Origin of the sequence: Brumimicrobium aurantiacum (genome assembly GCF_003402975.1) — a bacterium.
Classification (GTDB): domain Bacteria; phylum Bacteroidota; class Bacteroidia; order Flavobacteriales_D; family Crocinitomicaceae; genus Brumimicrobium; species Brumimicrobium aurantiacum.
Map to the genome: position 1 here is coordinate 359,517 of NZ_QURB01000002.1, position 16,451 is coordinate 375,967.

11 protein-coding genes and 1 other RNA gene are annotated in these 16,451 nt (G+C 33.5%); 11 read left to right on the forward strand and 1 reads right to left on the reverse strand.

Annotation, left to right across the window (positions count from 1 at the left end; genetic code table 11):
* Positions 1–5: 5 nt before the first annotated feature.
* On the reverse strand, positions 6–2,591 hold the full coding sequence (gene gyrA / locus DXU93_RS04845; protein ID WP_116880131.1) for a DNA gyrase subunit A: 2,586 nt from the start codon (positions 2,589–2,591) through the stop codon (positions 6–8).
* A 222-nt stretch (positions 2,592–2,813) separates the two neighbouring features.
* Between gyrA and DXU93_RS04850 the strand changes: the two genes are divergently transcribed.
* The 11 genes from DXU93_RS04850 to yidC all read left to right on the forward strand — a co-directional run bounded on the left by DXU93_RS04850 (position 2,814) and on the right by yidC (position 16,390).
* Complete coding sequence (locus DXU93_RS04850; protein ID WP_116880132.1) at positions 2,814–5,369, forward strand: ATP-dependent Clp protease ATP-binding subunit; 2,556 nt, start codon at positions 2,814–2,816, stop codon at positions 5,367–5,369.
* A gap of 58 nt (positions 5,370–5,427) precedes the next feature.
* Positions 5,428–6,297, forward strand: coding sequence for a hypothetical protein (locus tag DXU93_RS04855; protein ID WP_116880133.1), 870 nt, complete (start codon positions 5,428–5,430; stop codon positions 6,295–6,297).
* 425 nt (positions 6,298–6,722) lie between these two features.
* The gene (locus DXU93_RS04860) at positions 6,723–8,129 is read left to right on the forward strand and encodes a CCA tRNA nucleotidyltransferase (protein ID WP_116880134.1); all 1,407 of its coding nucleotides are present in this window, start codon (positions 6,723–6,725) and stop codon (positions 8,127–8,129) included.
* A gap of 42 nt (positions 8,130–8,171) precedes the next feature.
* Positions 8,172–8,729: an IS1096 element passenger TnpR family protein gene (locus DXU93_RS04865; protein ID WP_116880135.1), complete on the forward strand. Its 558-nt coding sequence runs from the start codon at positions 8,172–8,174 to the stop codon at positions 8,727–8,729.
* A gap of 3 nt (positions 8,730–8,732) precedes the next feature.
* Positions 8,733–9,440: a class I SAM-dependent methyltransferase gene (locus tag DXU93_RS04870; RefSeq protein ID WP_116880136.1), complete on the forward strand. Its 708-nt coding sequence runs from the start codon at positions 8,733–8,735 to the stop codon at positions 9,438–9,440.
* Between the two features lie 2 nt (positions 9,441–9,442).
* Positions 9,443–10,309: a TraB/GumN family protein gene (locus DXU93_RS04875; RefSeq protein ID WP_116880137.1), complete on the forward strand. Its 867-nt coding sequence runs from the start codon at positions 9,443–9,445 to the stop codon at positions 10,307–10,309.
* A 4-nt stretch (positions 10,310–10,313) separates the two neighbouring features.
* Positions 10,314–10,766, forward strand: a complete 453-nt coding sequence (locus tag DXU93_RS04880) for an FKBP-type peptidyl-prolyl cis-trans isomerase (protein ID WP_116880138.1) — start codon at positions 10,314–10,316, stop codon at positions 10,764–10,766.
* A 97-nt stretch (positions 10,767–10,863) separates the two neighbouring features.
* Positions 10,864–12,090 (forward strand): 4-hydroxy-3-methylbut-2-enyl diphosphate reductase, encoded by a 1,227-nt coding sequence (locus DXU93_RS04885; RefSeq protein WP_116880139.1) that lies wholly within the window; start codon positions 10,864–10,866, stop codon positions 12,088–12,090.
* Between the two features lie 55 nt (positions 12,091–12,145).
* Positions 12,146–12,238, forward strand: an RNA gene (gene ffs / locus DXU93_RS04890) — signal recognition particle sRNA small type.
* 526 nt (positions 12,239–12,764) lie between these two features.
* Positions 12,765–14,375, forward strand: a complete 1,611-nt coding sequence (locus DXU93_RS04895; protein WP_116880140.1) for a CTP synthase — start codon at positions 12,765–12,767, stop codon at positions 14,373–14,375.
* A 41-nt stretch (positions 14,376–14,416) separates the two neighbouring features.
* Positions 14,417–16,390, forward strand: a complete 1,974-nt coding sequence (gene yidC, locus DXU93_RS04900) for a membrane protein insertase YidC (RefSeq protein ID WP_116880141.1) — start codon at positions 14,417–14,419, stop codon at positions 16,388–16,390.
* Positions 16,391–16,451: the final 61 nt, after the last annotated feature.

Consider the following 16,451-nt stretch of genomic DNA (forward strand, 5'->3'; position numbering starts at 1 on the left):
ATATTTTATTCTTCTGTTGTATCATTTTCTGTGCCATCTTCATCAGAAGACGCTTGATCTTCATTATTAGGGGCTTCAGAACCTTCTTCTACTCCATCAACTACTTCTCCTTCGATTTCTTCCTCTTCCTCTTTCGGTACTTTAGCTACTGCTGCAATATCACCACCTTTTGAAAGGTTAATCACTCTTACACCTTGAGCTGCTCTTCCCATAACTCGGATTTGGTCTACACGAGAACGAATCGTAATACCACGTTTCGTGATAATCATAAGGTCATCGTCATCTGTAACGTTTTTAATCGCAATAAGATTACCTGTCTTTTCAGTTACAGATAAAGTTTTAACACCTTTACCTCCACGATTCGTCACACGATAAATTGGATCTCCAGTTTCTGGATCGTTAAAGAATGAACGTTTACCATAACCATGTTCAGAAACAACAAGAATACTATTCTCACTATCTGGCTCTAAACAAATCATTCCTACAACTTCATCATCTGGTGTACTCATCTTCACACCTTTTACACCAATTGAATTACGTCCAACTGTTCTTACAGTAGATTCGTTAAATCGAATTGCATAACCAGATTTTTTAGCAAGGATAATCTCTTGACCTCCGTTGGTTAATTTTGCCTCTAACAATTCATCACCATCATTAATATTAATGGCATTAATACCATTTGAACGTGGACGAGAATAGGCTTCCAATTTGGTTTTTTTGATGATACCATTTTTAGTACACATCACAATAAAGTTATTGTTTACATACTCTTCATCTGTCAAGTCCTGTACATTAATATAAGCTTTGATTTTATCATCTTGCTCAATATTAATCAAGTTTTGAATTGCTCTACCTTTTGATGTCTTGCTTCCTTCTGGCACTTCAAACACACGCATCCAGAAACATTTACCTTTTTCAGTAAATACCATTAAGTAATTGTGGTTTGTAGCCACAAAAATGGACTCTAAGAAATCTTTATCTCTTGTTGTAGAACCTTTTGATCCAGTTCCACCTCTATTTTGTACTTTATATTCGCTAAGACTTGTACGTTTAATATAACCTGCATGAGAAATTGTTACAACAACCTCCTCATCAGGAATTAAATCTTCAATTCTCATTTCTGAAGCTGAATACTCAATTGTTGAACGACGCTCATCACCGTATTTATCACGGATATAAACTAATTCTTCCTTAATGATATCCATTCTACGTGACTCATTTGCCAAAATATCTTTTAAGTCTTCAATTGTTTTCATCAATTCAGCATACTCAGCACGTAATTTATCTTGCTCAAGTCCTGTTAATTGTCTCAATCGCATTTCAACAATTGCTCTGGCTTGTAAATCTGAAAGCTCAAAACGTTTGATTAAACTTTCTCTTGCCTCTTCAGGACTACTAGAAGCACGGATAATTTTAATTACCTCGTCAATATTATCAGAGGCAATAATTAAACCTTCTAATAAATGTGCTCTTTCTTCTGCTTTTCTAAGTTCGAACTTAGTTCTTCTTACAATTACTTCGTGACGGAATTCAACAAACTTTTCAATGATTTGCTTCAGATTCAACAACTCTGGTCGACCATCCACTAAACATATGTTATTTACTGAAAATGAAGTTTGTAAAGAAGTATACTTAAACAACTTGTTTAATACAACATTTGGAATAGCATCACGTTTCAATTCGTAAACAACACGCAAACCATTTCGGTCTGACTCGTCACGAATATCAGTAATTCCTTCAATTTTCCCATCGTTTACTAAATCGGCAGTCTTCTTAATCATATCTGCCTTATTTACTTGATAAGGAATTTCAGAAACTACGATGTGCTCACGACCATGTTTGTTCTCTTCGATATTGGCTTTTGCACGAATCACAATTCGTCCTTTACCAGTTTCGAAAGCAGATTTTACACCATCATATCCATATATAATACCTCCTGTTGGGAAATCTGGAGCAGAAACATACTTCATCAAACCTTCAACATCAATATCTCTATCCTCTATGAAGGCAATTGTTCCATTAATAACTTCAGTAAGGTTATGAGGTGCCATATTGGTTGCCATACCTACTGCAATACCACTCGCTCCATTAACAAGTAAATTAGGAATCTTTGTAGGTAAAACTGTCGGCTCTGTTAAACTGTCATCAAAGTTCTCAATGAAATCAACAGTGTCTTTATCTAAGTCACCCAACATTTCTTCCGAAATCTTTCTTAATCGTGCCTCAGTATAACGCATTGCTGCCGGACTATCTCCATCCATCGAACCGAAGTTACCTTGTCCATCAACAAGTGGGTAACGCAATGACCAATATTGAGCCATACGTACCATAGTGTCATAAACAGAGCTATCTCCGTGTGGATGATACTTACCCAATACCTCCCCAACTATTCTCGCTGATTTTTTATGTGCTTTGTTGGAGTATACCCCTAAATCTTGCATTCCATATAATACACGTCTGTGTACTGGTTTGAATCCATCACGTACATCTGGAAGAGCACGTGAAACTATAACTGACATCGAGTAGTCGATGTAAGCGGATTTCATTTCATCTTCGATATTTATCTTAATGATTCTTTCTCCTTCTGCCATCTTGTCATTTAATTTATTAGTGCACGAAAGTTGCGTGCATTAGAATCCCCGAAAATAAGGATTTAAATCTAGGTAGCGATAGGGAATTTTATAAATTATAAACAAAAATCTGTGAATAATTGTGAAGAACTTAAACCATTCTCTTTTTAAATCGTTTTATTTTTGGAAGTGTTATTTATTGTATCAATAAACAACATAATTTTTATGTATATTCGTAAAACTATGGAAGCAAAATTTTCACCAAGAGTAAAAGATGTAATTAACTTCAGTCGAGAGGAAGCTCTTCGATTGGGTAATGACTATATAGGTGTTGAACACCTCTTACTTGGACTGATCCGTGAAGGAGAAGGTCTAGGTATTCGCGTATTAAAAGAATTTAATTTAGATTTAGAACAGATACGATATCAAATAGAATCGTACCTTAATAAATCATCAAATAATTCAGCGAAAGATTTAACCAATATACCGTTGGTTAAACAGGCTGAAAAAGTACTAAAAATCACATATTTAGAAGCCAAGCTTTTCAAAAGTCCTATCATTGGAACAGAACATTTACTATTGTCTATATTAAAGGACGAAAACAATGTTGCATGTAGAACCCTGAATCGTTACGGCGTAATCTATGGAAACATTAAAGACGAAATTGAAGCTATGTTAGAAGAAAATAATCCGAAAGCAGACTTCCCAGGAACTGGAGAAGGTGCTGGGGATGCAGGATTCGCAGGTGGTTCTGGACCAACTGGTGGTGCTAGAAAACCAGGTGATGCAAAATCAAAAACTCCTGTCCTCGATAATTTTGGAAGAGACTTAACAAAACTTGCAGAAAATGATCAACTAGATCCAATTGTAGGTAGAGAAAAAGAAATTGAAAGGGTCAGTCAAATCTTATCAAGAAGAAAGAAAAACAATCCTATTCTTATAGGTGAACCAGGTGTTGGTAAAAGTGCAATTGCTGAAGGATTAGCTTTACGCATTGTGCAACGTAAGGTGTCTCGTGTTCTTTTTGATAAAAGAATTGTATCTCTTGATCTTGCATCTCTTGTTGCTGGAACAAAATACAGAGGACAGTTTGAAGAAAGAATGAAAGCTGTAATGGCAGAAATCGAGAAAAACAGAGATGTTATCTTATTTATCGATGAAATTCACACAATTGTTGGTGCAGGAGGTGCAAGTGGATCTTTAGATGCATCAAACATGTTTAAACCTGCCCTAGCACGTGGAGAACTTCAAGCAATTGGAGCTACTACACTTGATGAATATCGTCAACACATCGAAAAGGATGGGGCATTAGAACGTAGATTCCAAAAAGTTTTGGTAGAACCAACAACAAGTGAAGAAACATACCAGATTTTAGAAAATATTAAAGAGCGTTACGAGGATCACCACAGTGTAAAATACACTCCAGAGGCATTAAAAGCCTGTGTATCTTTAACAGATCGCTACATTTCTGATCGTCATCTACCAGACAAAGCCATTGACGCTTTAGATGAAGTTGGTTCTCGCGTACACTTGACAAACATCAATGTTCCGCAACAAATAATAGACATTGAAGGAAAAATTGAAGAGATTAAAGAGAAAAAGAATGATGTAATCAAATCTCAGCAATATGAAAAAGCTGCTGAATTGCGTGATACTGAAAAAACGCTTCAAGAAGAACTAGAAGAAGAAAAAATCAAATGGGAAGAAGACACCAAAAACCATAAAGTCACTGTAACTGAAGAAAATGTTGCAGACGTTGTGGCCATGATGACAGGAATTCCTGTTCAAAGAATTGCCGAAAAAGAAAGCGGTAAATTGGCGAAAATGTATGACGAAGTAAAAGGTCAAATCATTGGGCAAGACGATGCAGTTTCTAAGGTAGTTAAGGCAATTCAACGTAATCGAGCAGGATTAAAAGACCCTAACAAACCAATTGGATCATTTTTCTTCCTAGGGCCTACAGGTGTTGGTAAAACATTATTGGCAAAAGTTCTAGCGAAGAAAATGTTTGATTCTGAAGAAGCATTAATTCGTGTGGATATGTCAGAATACATGGAAAAATTCTCTATTTCACGATTGGTTGGAGCACCTCCAGGTTATGTTGGGTACGAAGAAGGTGGTCAATTAACTGAAAAAGTGAGAAGAAAACCTTATTCAATTATATTATTAGATGAGATTGAAAAGGCACATCCAGATGTATTTAATATCTTGTTGCAAGCCCTTGATGATGGTCACATGACAGATGGTTTAGGTCGAAAAATTGACTTTAAAAACACCATTATCATCATGACTTCTAATATTGGTGCAAGACAATTGCAAGATTTTGGAACTGGAGTAGGATTTGGAACAGCTGCTAAACTTTCATCAACTGATGAAGATCAAAAGTCTGTAATTCAAAGTGCCTTACGTAAGGCATTCTCTCCTGAATTCTTAAACAGAATTGATGATATGATTCTTTTCAAATCACTTGAAAGAGAAGATATTCATAAAATTATCGACCTTGAGTTGGTTCACCTTTACAAACGAATCAACAAGCTTGGTTATTCAATTGAACTTGACAAAAAAGCAAAAGACTTTATTGTAGACAAAGGGTATGACGCCAAATTTGGAGCTAGACCATTGAGTAGAGCAATTCAAAAATACATTGAAGACCCTTTAGCTGAACAAATCATTAACGCAAAAATTAAGGAAGGTGACATCATCAAATTAACACTAAACGAAACATCTGATGGTTTATCAACTGAAATTGTTGAAGGAGAATCGAAAGTCAATGATTCAAAAGAAGAAGAAGACAAATAATAATATAAATTAATCTATTAAAGGGAGTGTAATTACTCCCTTTTTTACTTTTACACACATGAAAAAAATTTATCTCTTTTTATTCATTTGCTTTGTATCAAAAATCAGTTTTGGTCAAGTAAATCCAACGCTTGTTGATATTCCTGCACATATTTTTGTCAACGATGGAGCAACAGATTTTGAAAACATTTTAAAAAAGGATGAGTCTATTAAGGAAAAAGTGAAAATCTTACATTCCTACAATGAACTTTCACATGACTACTCTGTCCAAACCAATAATTTTGATGAATATTGGGATAAATTCGAATCACAATGGTCATGGATAAAGCTCAAGGAGAACAAGGCTCCTCTCCTACTTTTTCAAGGACTAAAAAAAATAGATGACGAAAGAGAATATGTTGAAATATTTGATGTTGAAAAACAAAGGAATAAAAGAACTTTATTTTCTAAAATAGGTAAGCTACTGGCATACAAAACTCACCCTAGAACAAATGAATTAATTATTTATGTGCACCGATATCCTTGTTGTGAAAGTGCGAGTCACAATGTTTATAGAGTACGTCAATTAGAAGATGAATTAAAAGTTAATGATCGTTTCTTTGTAGGTAGAGATGCCGGTGATATGAAAGGTCAATTTTTTCCAGATCACGCAGACTTTTCGGCTGAATATAAGAAATTAGATCAAAAAACAGAACTCAGATGGTCGCCTGAAATTATAGAAAAAGGAGCTTTTCTCCCACGTACAGAAAGCAATTTAATGATTCATTACAACAAAGGTGCGATTTACAAAGTTTTGTACGAAGAAGGGAATTGGCAATTTGTGGTCTTTTTTAGTGGTATAGCTGAAGAACAAAGTAGCGTACTCAATTACACCAACTTTAAGCATAAAGCAGTTTATGGATGGATAAAAGTCTACAATTCAAATTAAATTTTTCTAATACTTTACGATTAACTTTCTTCCTTTAGTTAGATACAAAATAGGCCCAATAAAGGCGATCATTGAAATCAGAATCCAAACTATTTTTGAATCTTTAAAAACGTTGTTTAAAATTTGAATAATTGCTACAAAACTAGTGATTAAAGATGCTAGACAAATTAAAAATAATGACAGTATAATTACGACTTCCAAACTTTAATTTTTTGAATATAAATTTCAACATAAATACAATACCCTCAAACTTATACAATAAGGAGTCTAAAGCATGTAAAATTTGAATCTTACTGTTCAATTCCCAATTTAGGACGACAGCAATATTTCATCTATAAATATTTAACTAATACAATTCCTCTTAATTATATCAATAATCAAACGAATTTTACTCAAAGTCCTGTATATTTGCACCCGAAATGAAAATGAATTACAAAGAAAAATTAAAACATCCCGTCTTTAAAGTCACTCGAGACATTATAACAGAAGAAAATTTAGAATCTTACGTGATTGGCGGATATGTACGTGATTTACTTTTAGATCGACCTTCTAAAGATATAGACATTGTTGTCGTAGGAAGTGGTTTAGATTTAGCTGAAAAAGTAGCAAAGAAATTAAGGGTTAAAAAAGTTTCACGTTTCAAATCTTTTGGTACAGCACATTTTGTATATAAAGATTTAGATATAGAATTTGTAGGTGCACGAAAAGAGTCTTACAATAGAGATTCCCGCAAACCTATTGTTGAAGATGGAACCCTAGAGGAAGACCAACAAAGACGTGATTTTACGATAAATGCATTGGCTTTGAGTCTCCATGCTGATAATTTTGGGGAATTAATCGATCCTTTTGATGGATTAGTTGATTTAGAAAAAGGAATTATACGAACACCTCTGGATCCAGAAACAACCTACTCTGATGATCCTTTGAGAATGTTGCGCGCTATTCGTTTTGCGACTCAATTAGATTTTAAAATAGAGAACAAAAGTTTAAACGCCATTAAAGAAAATGCGGAACGACTTTCTATTATTTCAGCAGAAAGAATTGTTGACGAATTAAATAAAATCATTCTGAGCAACTCACCTTCTCGAGGATTTAAATTACTAAATGCTACTAACCTACTCCAACAGTTTTTTCCTGAAATGGTCAATCTTGGAGGTATAGAAACGATTAATGGTCATTCTCACAAAGACAATTTCTACCATACTTTAGAAGTTTTAGATAATATTTCAGAACATACAGATAATTTATGGTTGAGATGGGCAGCTATTATGCATGACATCGCTAAACCACCTACTAAACGATACAATAAAAAAACAGGTTGGACATTTCATGGACATGAGGATTTAGGTGCTAAAATGGTACCTAAAATATTCCGAAGAATGAAATTACCCATGGATGCTAAAATGAAATACGTACAAAAATTAGTGCGTCTTCACTTACGTCCAATCGCTTTAGTAAAAGGTGATGTAACAGATTCAGCAATTAGGCGTTTACTGAATGAGGCGGGTGATGATATTGATGATTTAATGCTATTGTGCAATGCCGATATTACCTCAAAAAATGATTTTAAAGTAAAAAGGTACCGCAATAACTTCAAACGTGTTGAAGAAAAATTAAGAACAGTTGAAGAAAAGGACAATGTAAGAAACTTCCAACCTCCTATTGATGGAAAAATAATAATGGATACATTTGGAATTGAACCTTGCAGTGAAATTGGAACAATCAAAAAAAGTATAAAAGAGGCTATTCTCGAAGGTCAAATCAAAAATGATTATGATGAAGCTTTCGAAATGATGCTGAAATTAGGAGCAGATTTAGGTTTAAAAAGATAGAAAACTATTAACTTCGTTAACTGTTCAACAGGATAATTAATTATGGCAGGATTTAAGTTTAGAGTATTACTTGATAGCATTGAAGACAAAGAAGTTTTCAGAGATATCTTAATTAATGATGATTTTAATTTTGAACATTTTTACAATACAATTTTAGATGCTTTTGGCTTTTCAAATGACCAAATGGCTTCATTTTTTGTGAGTGATCAAGACTGGAACAAAGGGGAAGAAATCTCATTGATGGACATGTCATTCGGACATTCAGAAGAAGAGTCTCCAGTTGAAATGAAATCACTTTTATTAAAAGATAGAATCTCTAAAGATGACAATCGTCTTATTCTTGTTCATGATTTTCTTTCTATGTGGATATTCTTAATTGAATTACACGAAATCACAAATGAGGAAGTGGAGCATCCACAGTTGATTCTTGAAGTTGGTGACATTCCACAAGAAATAAAAGAAAGTGGTCCAAAAAATCTTGAAAAGATGAAGTTTGAAACAGATAAAGATCCACAATTGGAAGATTTTGATGATTTCAATGACTTCGATGATGATTTCGGAGGTGAATCATTTGAGAACATTGACGATTTAGATATTTAAGCCATGAGTCAAAAAGATCCAATCGGGAATGCTATATGGGATTATCATACAAACAATAACCCGAAAGATATTATTGTAGCTTCTGATATTCTCGAGGACGACACCCTTCCAGTACATCATCTGTTTCGTGAATTTAATGAATTTCCAAAGTTGGAAATTGAAGCTATGAAACACTGTACAGGAAAGGTACTTGATACTGGAGCCGGTGCAGGTCCGCACACTAAACACCTAATCGAGAAAGGATTTGATGTTACAACCCTAGAAATCAGTTCAAAAGCAAGTGAATATTTAAAAATTGCATTTCCAGAAGCAACACATTATTCCGATTCTATTCTAAACTTTAAGAAAGGAACTTACGATACAATTCTCTTGTTAATGAATGGTATTGGAATTGCAGGTACTTTGAATGAAGTTCCTCATTTTTTAAATCACATCTCTTCCCTACTCGCTCCTGGTGGTTCTATCATTTGTGATTCTACAGATGTAAAATACATTTTTGAAGATGATGAAGGTGGTTTATGGGTTGATTTAAACGCCAATTATTATGGAGAGTTTAAATTCAATATGAAATATAAAGAATCAGAAAGTGATTGGTTTAATTGGGTATATTTGGATATTGAGAAATTCCAAGAAGTAGCCAATAAGGTAGGTTTAGAAATGACATTACTTGCCAAAGATGAGCAATCATTTTTGGTTCAATTAAGAAAATAAATATGAAAAATTTAATCTTATTCATTAGTACAATATTATTCTGTTCTCTTTCTGTACAAGGTCAAAGTGAACAAAGTAGTTCCCTATTATGGGAGATTTCAGGGAAAAAAGTAAAATCCCCATCGTATATTTTTGGAACAATGCATTTGATTCCAGAAAAAGACTTTTTATTTCCTGAAACATTAAAGAAAAAAGTAGCTTCTTCTGATATATTGGTAATGGAAATTGGTGGATTATCTGAACAATTCAAAGCAATGCAATTAATGATGCTTGATTCTGGTTCCATGTTTGATCCTTTCACAGAAGCGCAATTAGACTCTATATTTACTTACGGAGAAGAGAATCTTGGATTTACAGAAGAAATGATGCGTATGTCATTCAATAAAATGAAACCTTTTGTTTTAATTCAACTTTTTATGAAAGAATCTTTCGGAGATAATCCTCAGAGTTATGAATTGACTTTGGAAAAGATTGCCAAAGAACATGATGTTGAAATAATAGGACTTGAAACGATAGAAGAGCAAATGGGATTCATTGACAACTTAAGTCAAGAAGATCAGGTTGAAATGGTGATGGAAAGCATTCGTAGTAAAGATGGAGGTCTATCAGAAACAAGAGAATTGACAAATATATATTTATCTCAAAACATTGATTCTCTGTACAATTTCACGACCTCAAAAGATATCTCTCCTGAGTTTGAAGAAAACTTTTTGATTAAGAGAAATCAAAAGTGGATTGAACCAATTTCAAAAATCATTAAGAAAAATAAAGCCTTTATCGGAGTAGGTGCTGCTCACCTTGGTGGTCCAGAAGGTGTAATTGAATTACTCAGAAAAGAAGGATATACTCTAACTCCAGTTCAACTATAGTCCAATGAGATACGTAATATTTATAGCTTTAATTTTTTCAATGTTCAGCTGTACCACTTATTCAGAAGAAGATTTGGCTTCCTTTGATCAACAAATTCAAAACCATATAGATTCTACAGGTTTAGATATGAAAAAAACTGAATCTGGACTATATTACAACATTATTGAGGAAGGAGAAGGTGACGAATTAATTAAATACAAAGACCAAGTAACTTTTTATTATAAAGGTTCTTTTCTCAACGGAAATACCTTTCAAGTAATTGACAAGGAAGAAGCATTAAAATTCCATGTAAATCAATTAATCATCGGATGGCAAGATGCTTTAATGATGCTGAAGAAAGGAGGTTCAATACACATAATTATTCCTCCACAACTCGGTTATGCTACTAAAAACACGGAGGTAATTCCTGCAAATTCTATTTTGCAATATGAGTTGACTGTTACTGATGTCAAATAAAGCTAAACGTTTTTTTAACATTCAATAATAGACAATCTTCAATTCATGATTGGTTTCCGTTTTTAAGCATTATCTTTGAATTGCAAAACAGAATGAAATGAAGCAATTTGATATTCCAGCGTTTTATCGCTCACCAATAATCTCGAAAGTTAAAAATTTCAGAAAAGCTGAAGATCCAAGAAAGAAGGATTTCTCTCCTACTGTTCTAGACTTTGGACCTGTTCGTTTTCATATAGCAAGACATTTTGGCTTCTGTTTTGGAGTAGAAAATGCAATTGAAATTTCCTATAAAGCGATTACAGAAAACCCTGATAAGCGTATATTTCTATTGAGTCAAATGATTCATAATCCAAATGTGAATGCAGATTTATTAGACAACGGAATTCAATTTCTGCAAGATACCGAAGGAAATGAAATCATCTCTTTTGATGAATTAACACCAGAAGATATTGTTATCATTCCAGCATTTGGTTCGCCATTAGAAACAATTGCAAAGCTAGAAGAAAAAGGTGTTGATGTTAAAGCCTATAACACCACATGTCCTTTCGTTGAGAAAGTATGGAATCGATCCAAAAAACTTGGTGAATCAGATCATAGCATCATTATTCATGGTAAAAATAATCATGAAGAAACTAGGGCTACCTTCTCACATAGTTCTGCTGATGCACCTTCAGTTGTAGTGAGGGATATTGGAGATACTGTTTTCCTTATGGACATCGTAATGGGTAATAAACCAAAAGAATATTTTTACACATTTTTTAAAGGGAAATACTCTGAAGGCTTTGATGTAGATATACATTTGAATAAATTGGGTGTTGTGAATCAAACAACTATGTTGGCCACAGAAACACAAGAAATTGCTGATTTTGTAAAAGACACCATGATTCATAAATACGGTAAAGACAATATCAAGGATCATTTTGCTGACACTAGAGATACTTTATGTTATGCTACCAACGATAACCAGAACTCTACCTATGGATTAATGGAATCTAATGCTGATTTAGCAGTCGTAGTTGGTGGTTACAATAGCTCCAACACCACCCATCTTGTAGAATTACTAGAAGAAAAATATCCTTGTTACTTCATCAATTCGGAGGAGAATATTAGCAAATCAAAAATTGATCATTTCGACATTCATAACAAAAAGGAAGTAGTAACAGAAAACTTTTTGCCGAATAAGGACAAAATAGATATTATTCTAACCTCTGGTGCTTCTTGTCCTGATGCTGTTGTCGATCGTGTTTTACATAAAATACTAACGTATTTCGATGATACTAAATCAATTGAAGAGGTCATTAAAGAATTATCAAAAAAAAATTAAGAATATTTTGATAAGAATGCTTGCAGACTAAAATCAATTTACTAATTTTGCGGCGGGGTAAGTCTTGTACGACCAGCTCCCTCTGAATCCCCCAGGACGGGAACGTAGCAAGGGTAGGAGGTTGTAGCGGTGCGATGCAAATAGCTTACCCCACTTTTTTTTATAACTACCTTCCACCCTATTTTCATAATCCTATTTTAGTATTTCCAATTATTGATTTGTCTTCATCAATTCATAACCAAATAATTTACATTGATGTAAGCTTGACTTTTGACTTGTGTTAAAAATTTTACAAAAAACACATTATTTTAATGTTAAATAAATACAAAATAAATTTATTTACACCAAATAAGTTTCATATAAGAATATTATGACTTACTTTTGTATTGATTTAGGTGGTTAAGTTAGGTTGATATGTAAGAGGGAGAAACGCCTGTTTTTCCCTCTTCATTTTTTACATCAACTTCCTCCCGCTCCTACTTCGATTTCCATTCAAAACAAAGCTTATATTTCTCGTTTAAAAACTGATATTGCTTGTAATTAGCATCATAAGATGAAAAGTTTGTTGTTTTTCAAATTTGATTAAAAAATCAATGTGAAAAAACATAAAGTTTTCTCCTTACTCCTAAGTATTGTTATATCTTTGCCCCCCGTAGTTACAAATCTTTTATAAAATGTCTAATTCAACGAAATATATCTTTGTAACTGGTGGGGTTGCATCCTCATTAGGGAAAGGAATTATAGCGGCTTCATTGGCCAAGCTTCTTCAAGCACGCGGTTACTCAACAACAATTCAAAAACTTGATCCTTATATCAATATCGATCCAGGAACTTTAAATCCTTATGAACATGGGGAATGTTATGTTACTGATGACGGTGCTGAAACAGATCTTGATTTAGGACATTATGAACGTTTTTTGAATGTTACCACTTCACAAGCAAACAATGTCACAACTGGTAGAATTTATCAATCAGTAATCAACAAAGAAAGACGTGGTGAATATTTAGGGAAAACAGTTCAAGTTATTCCTCATATCACTAACGAAATTAAAGCCAACATTCAAAGTTTAGGTAAAAATGGTGATTACGACATCATTATTACAGAAATCGGAGGAACAGTTGGTGATATTGAGTCTTTACCTTATGTTGAAGCCTTAAGACAAATGCGTTGGGAGTTTGCAGATGATTGTATCGTGATTCACCTAACATTGGTTCCATTCCTTCAAGCAGCTGGTGAGTTAAAAACAAAGCCTACACAACATGCTGTAAAACAACTGTTAGAATTAGGTGTTCAACCTGACATTCTTTGTTGTAGAACTGAACATGAATTAGATCTTGATTTACGTAAGAAAATTGCACGCTTTTGTAATGTTGTACCAGAAGCTGTTATCGAAGCTATGGATGCACCTACAATTTACGATGTTCCGTTAATGATGCAAGAAGAAGAATTGGATGAAGTTGTATTAAAACAATTGAATTTATCTCGTAAATCAAAGCCAAATCTTGATTCTTGGCATTCTTTCCTAAACAATTTAAAAAATCCTACTTCTGAAGTAACGATTGGTATTGTTGGAAAATATGTTGAGTTAAAAGATTCGTATAAATCAATCAGCGAAGCATTTATTCACGGAGGGACTGCTAACTTGTGTAAAGTGAATATTGAGTGGATTCACTCTGAAAAATTAACGAAAGCAAATACAGCAGAATTCTTAGGTAAATTAGATGGTGTACTTGTTGCTCCAGGATTTGGATCAAGAGGTATTACTGGTAAAATCAATGCCGTTCACTATGCAAGAGAAAACAACTTACCTTTCTTAGGAATTTGTTTAGGAATGCAATGTGCTGTTATTGAATTTGCACGTAACGTTATTGGTTGGGAAGATGCTCATACTGCTGAAATTTCTCCAGATTCAAAACGTCCAGTGATCAGCTTGATGGAAGAGCAAAAGAATATTTCAGATATGGGAGGAACAATGCGTTTGGGACAATACAAATGTGAGTTAAAAGCCAATTCTAAAATATATGATGCTTACAATACAGAAGTAATTAACGAGCGTCACCGTCATAGATTTGAATTCAATAGTGACTATTTAGAAGAGTTTGAAAAGAATGGTTTAAAAGCAACAGGAATCAATCCAGTTACGGGTCTTGTTGAAGTTGTTGAAGCTGATAATCATCCTTGGTTTGTTGGTGTTCAATTCCATCCTGAATATAAAAGTACGGTAGACAATCCTCATCCCCTATTCAAAAGCTTTGTTAAAGCGGTGATGGATAACAAAAAGTAACACAACTATCTTATAAATTATAATTATAGAAAAAAAGTGTAATGGATAAAAATACAATTATTGGTTTAGGTTTAATTGGAGTGATTCTCGCTCTTTTTACCTTCTTTAACCAACCTTCGGAAGAAGAACTGAAAGAAAAAATGGCCCAACAAGAACAGTTGGCTCAGGAACAAAAAAAAGCAGTTGAAGCAACCGAAAATAAAGCAAAAGAAAATTCAACAGAAGTCCAAGCAAAAATTGAAGCAGATACAGTTGCTTTAATTGACGAAAATGGAGAAGCTGTTTTAGACAGTTTAGGTAATCCAGTTTATAGTATCGTTAAAAAAGAACCTGCCAAAAAACAAGGTCTTTTAATGGGTAATGAGGTTGAAGAAGAAACCTTTACTTTAGAAAATGAGAAAATCAAAGTTATTCTTACCAACAAAGGTGGAGGTGTAAAAAGTGTTTTTCTTAAAGAGCACCAAACTTATGAAGACTTCAGAAAAAATGAAGGTACTGATGAGATTGAACCACTTCAACTTTTCGATGAAGAAGTTGCATCTAACGGATTAGTTTTCAACACAAACAAAGGAAAACAAAACACATCAGCAATTGCTTTTGAAATTTTAAAAAATACTGAGAATTACATCTCATTTATTGCACGATTTGACGAAGGAAAATCAATTGAGCAAATTTACTCAATAACACCGGATCAATATCACATCAATTATGAAGTGAAAATGAATGGTTTTGAAAGTGAGGTTAATCCTGATAAAGTATTTTTAGACTGGCATGTTGAATTACTGAAAACAGAAAGATTACTTTCAGAACAACGTCGTATTTCAACGGTTTTCTTTAAAGAGAAAAATGGAACATACGATTACCTTTCTGAATATTCTGATGATGAATTTAATGCTGAAACAGACTTGGATTGGGTTGCTTTTAAACAAAGTTACTTCTCTACAATGATGATTCCTCAAAAAGGATTCAGTAAAGAAGGATCTAACTTCAAAATTAGAACTTATGCTGAAGGATCTGAAAAGGATTCAACACACATCAAAGCATACACATCTTCATTAAACCTTCCATTCAATAATACTGGAAACGGTAATGCTGAAATGAAATGGTTTTTTGGACCAAATGACTACGATCTATTAGAATCTTACGCTGTAGAAGCAGAAGACATCATCAACTATGGTTGGGGATTATTCAGATGGATTAATATTTTTGCTATTCAACCAATATTTGTTTGGTTGGCCTCTTACGGTATGAATTTAGGTATCGCTATTTTATTATTAACAGTTGCAATAAAATTAGTACTTACGCCTATTCAATGGAAAATGTATGCTTCTTCAGCTAAAATGAGAATATTAAAGCCAGAAGTTGAGGAAATCAACAAAAAGTACCCAGAGAAGGATGATGCAATGAAAAAACAAATGGAAATGATGACGCTTTACAGAGAGTCTGGCGCTAGTCCACTTGCTGGTTGTATTCCAATGCTGATTCAAATGCCTATTTTATTTGCTGTATTCCGTTTCTTCCCAAGTACATTTACTTTGAGACAAGAAAGCTTTTTATGGGCTGAAGATTTATCAAGCTACGATTCTATTTTAGACTTAAGTTTTAATATTCCATTCTATGGAGCTCACGTAAGTTTATTTACTTTACTGATGGCATTTACGACTTTATTCTATACAATGCTTAACAGTAGCAATATGCAACAACCATCACAACCGGGAATGCCAAACATGAAAATTATCATGTACTTCTTCCCTATTATGATGATTTTCTTCTTTAATAATTACGCATCAGGATTAAGTTATTACTATTTCATTTCAACGTTGATGTCAATCTTAACAATGTTAATGATTAAAAACTTCTTCGTAAATGAAGATAAGTTGAAAGCTAAAATGGCTGCTAAAAAAGAGTCAAGTAAGAATAATGGTAAAAAAGGTGGAAAATCAAAGTTCCAAGAGCGTTTAGAGCAAATGCAAAAAGCCCAACAAGAAAAGTTGAAAAACGCTAAAAAGAAATAATATCTTTTAATTTTTTGAAGAAAGTCCTATTCAGTTTTGAGTAGGACTTTTTTTATAACTA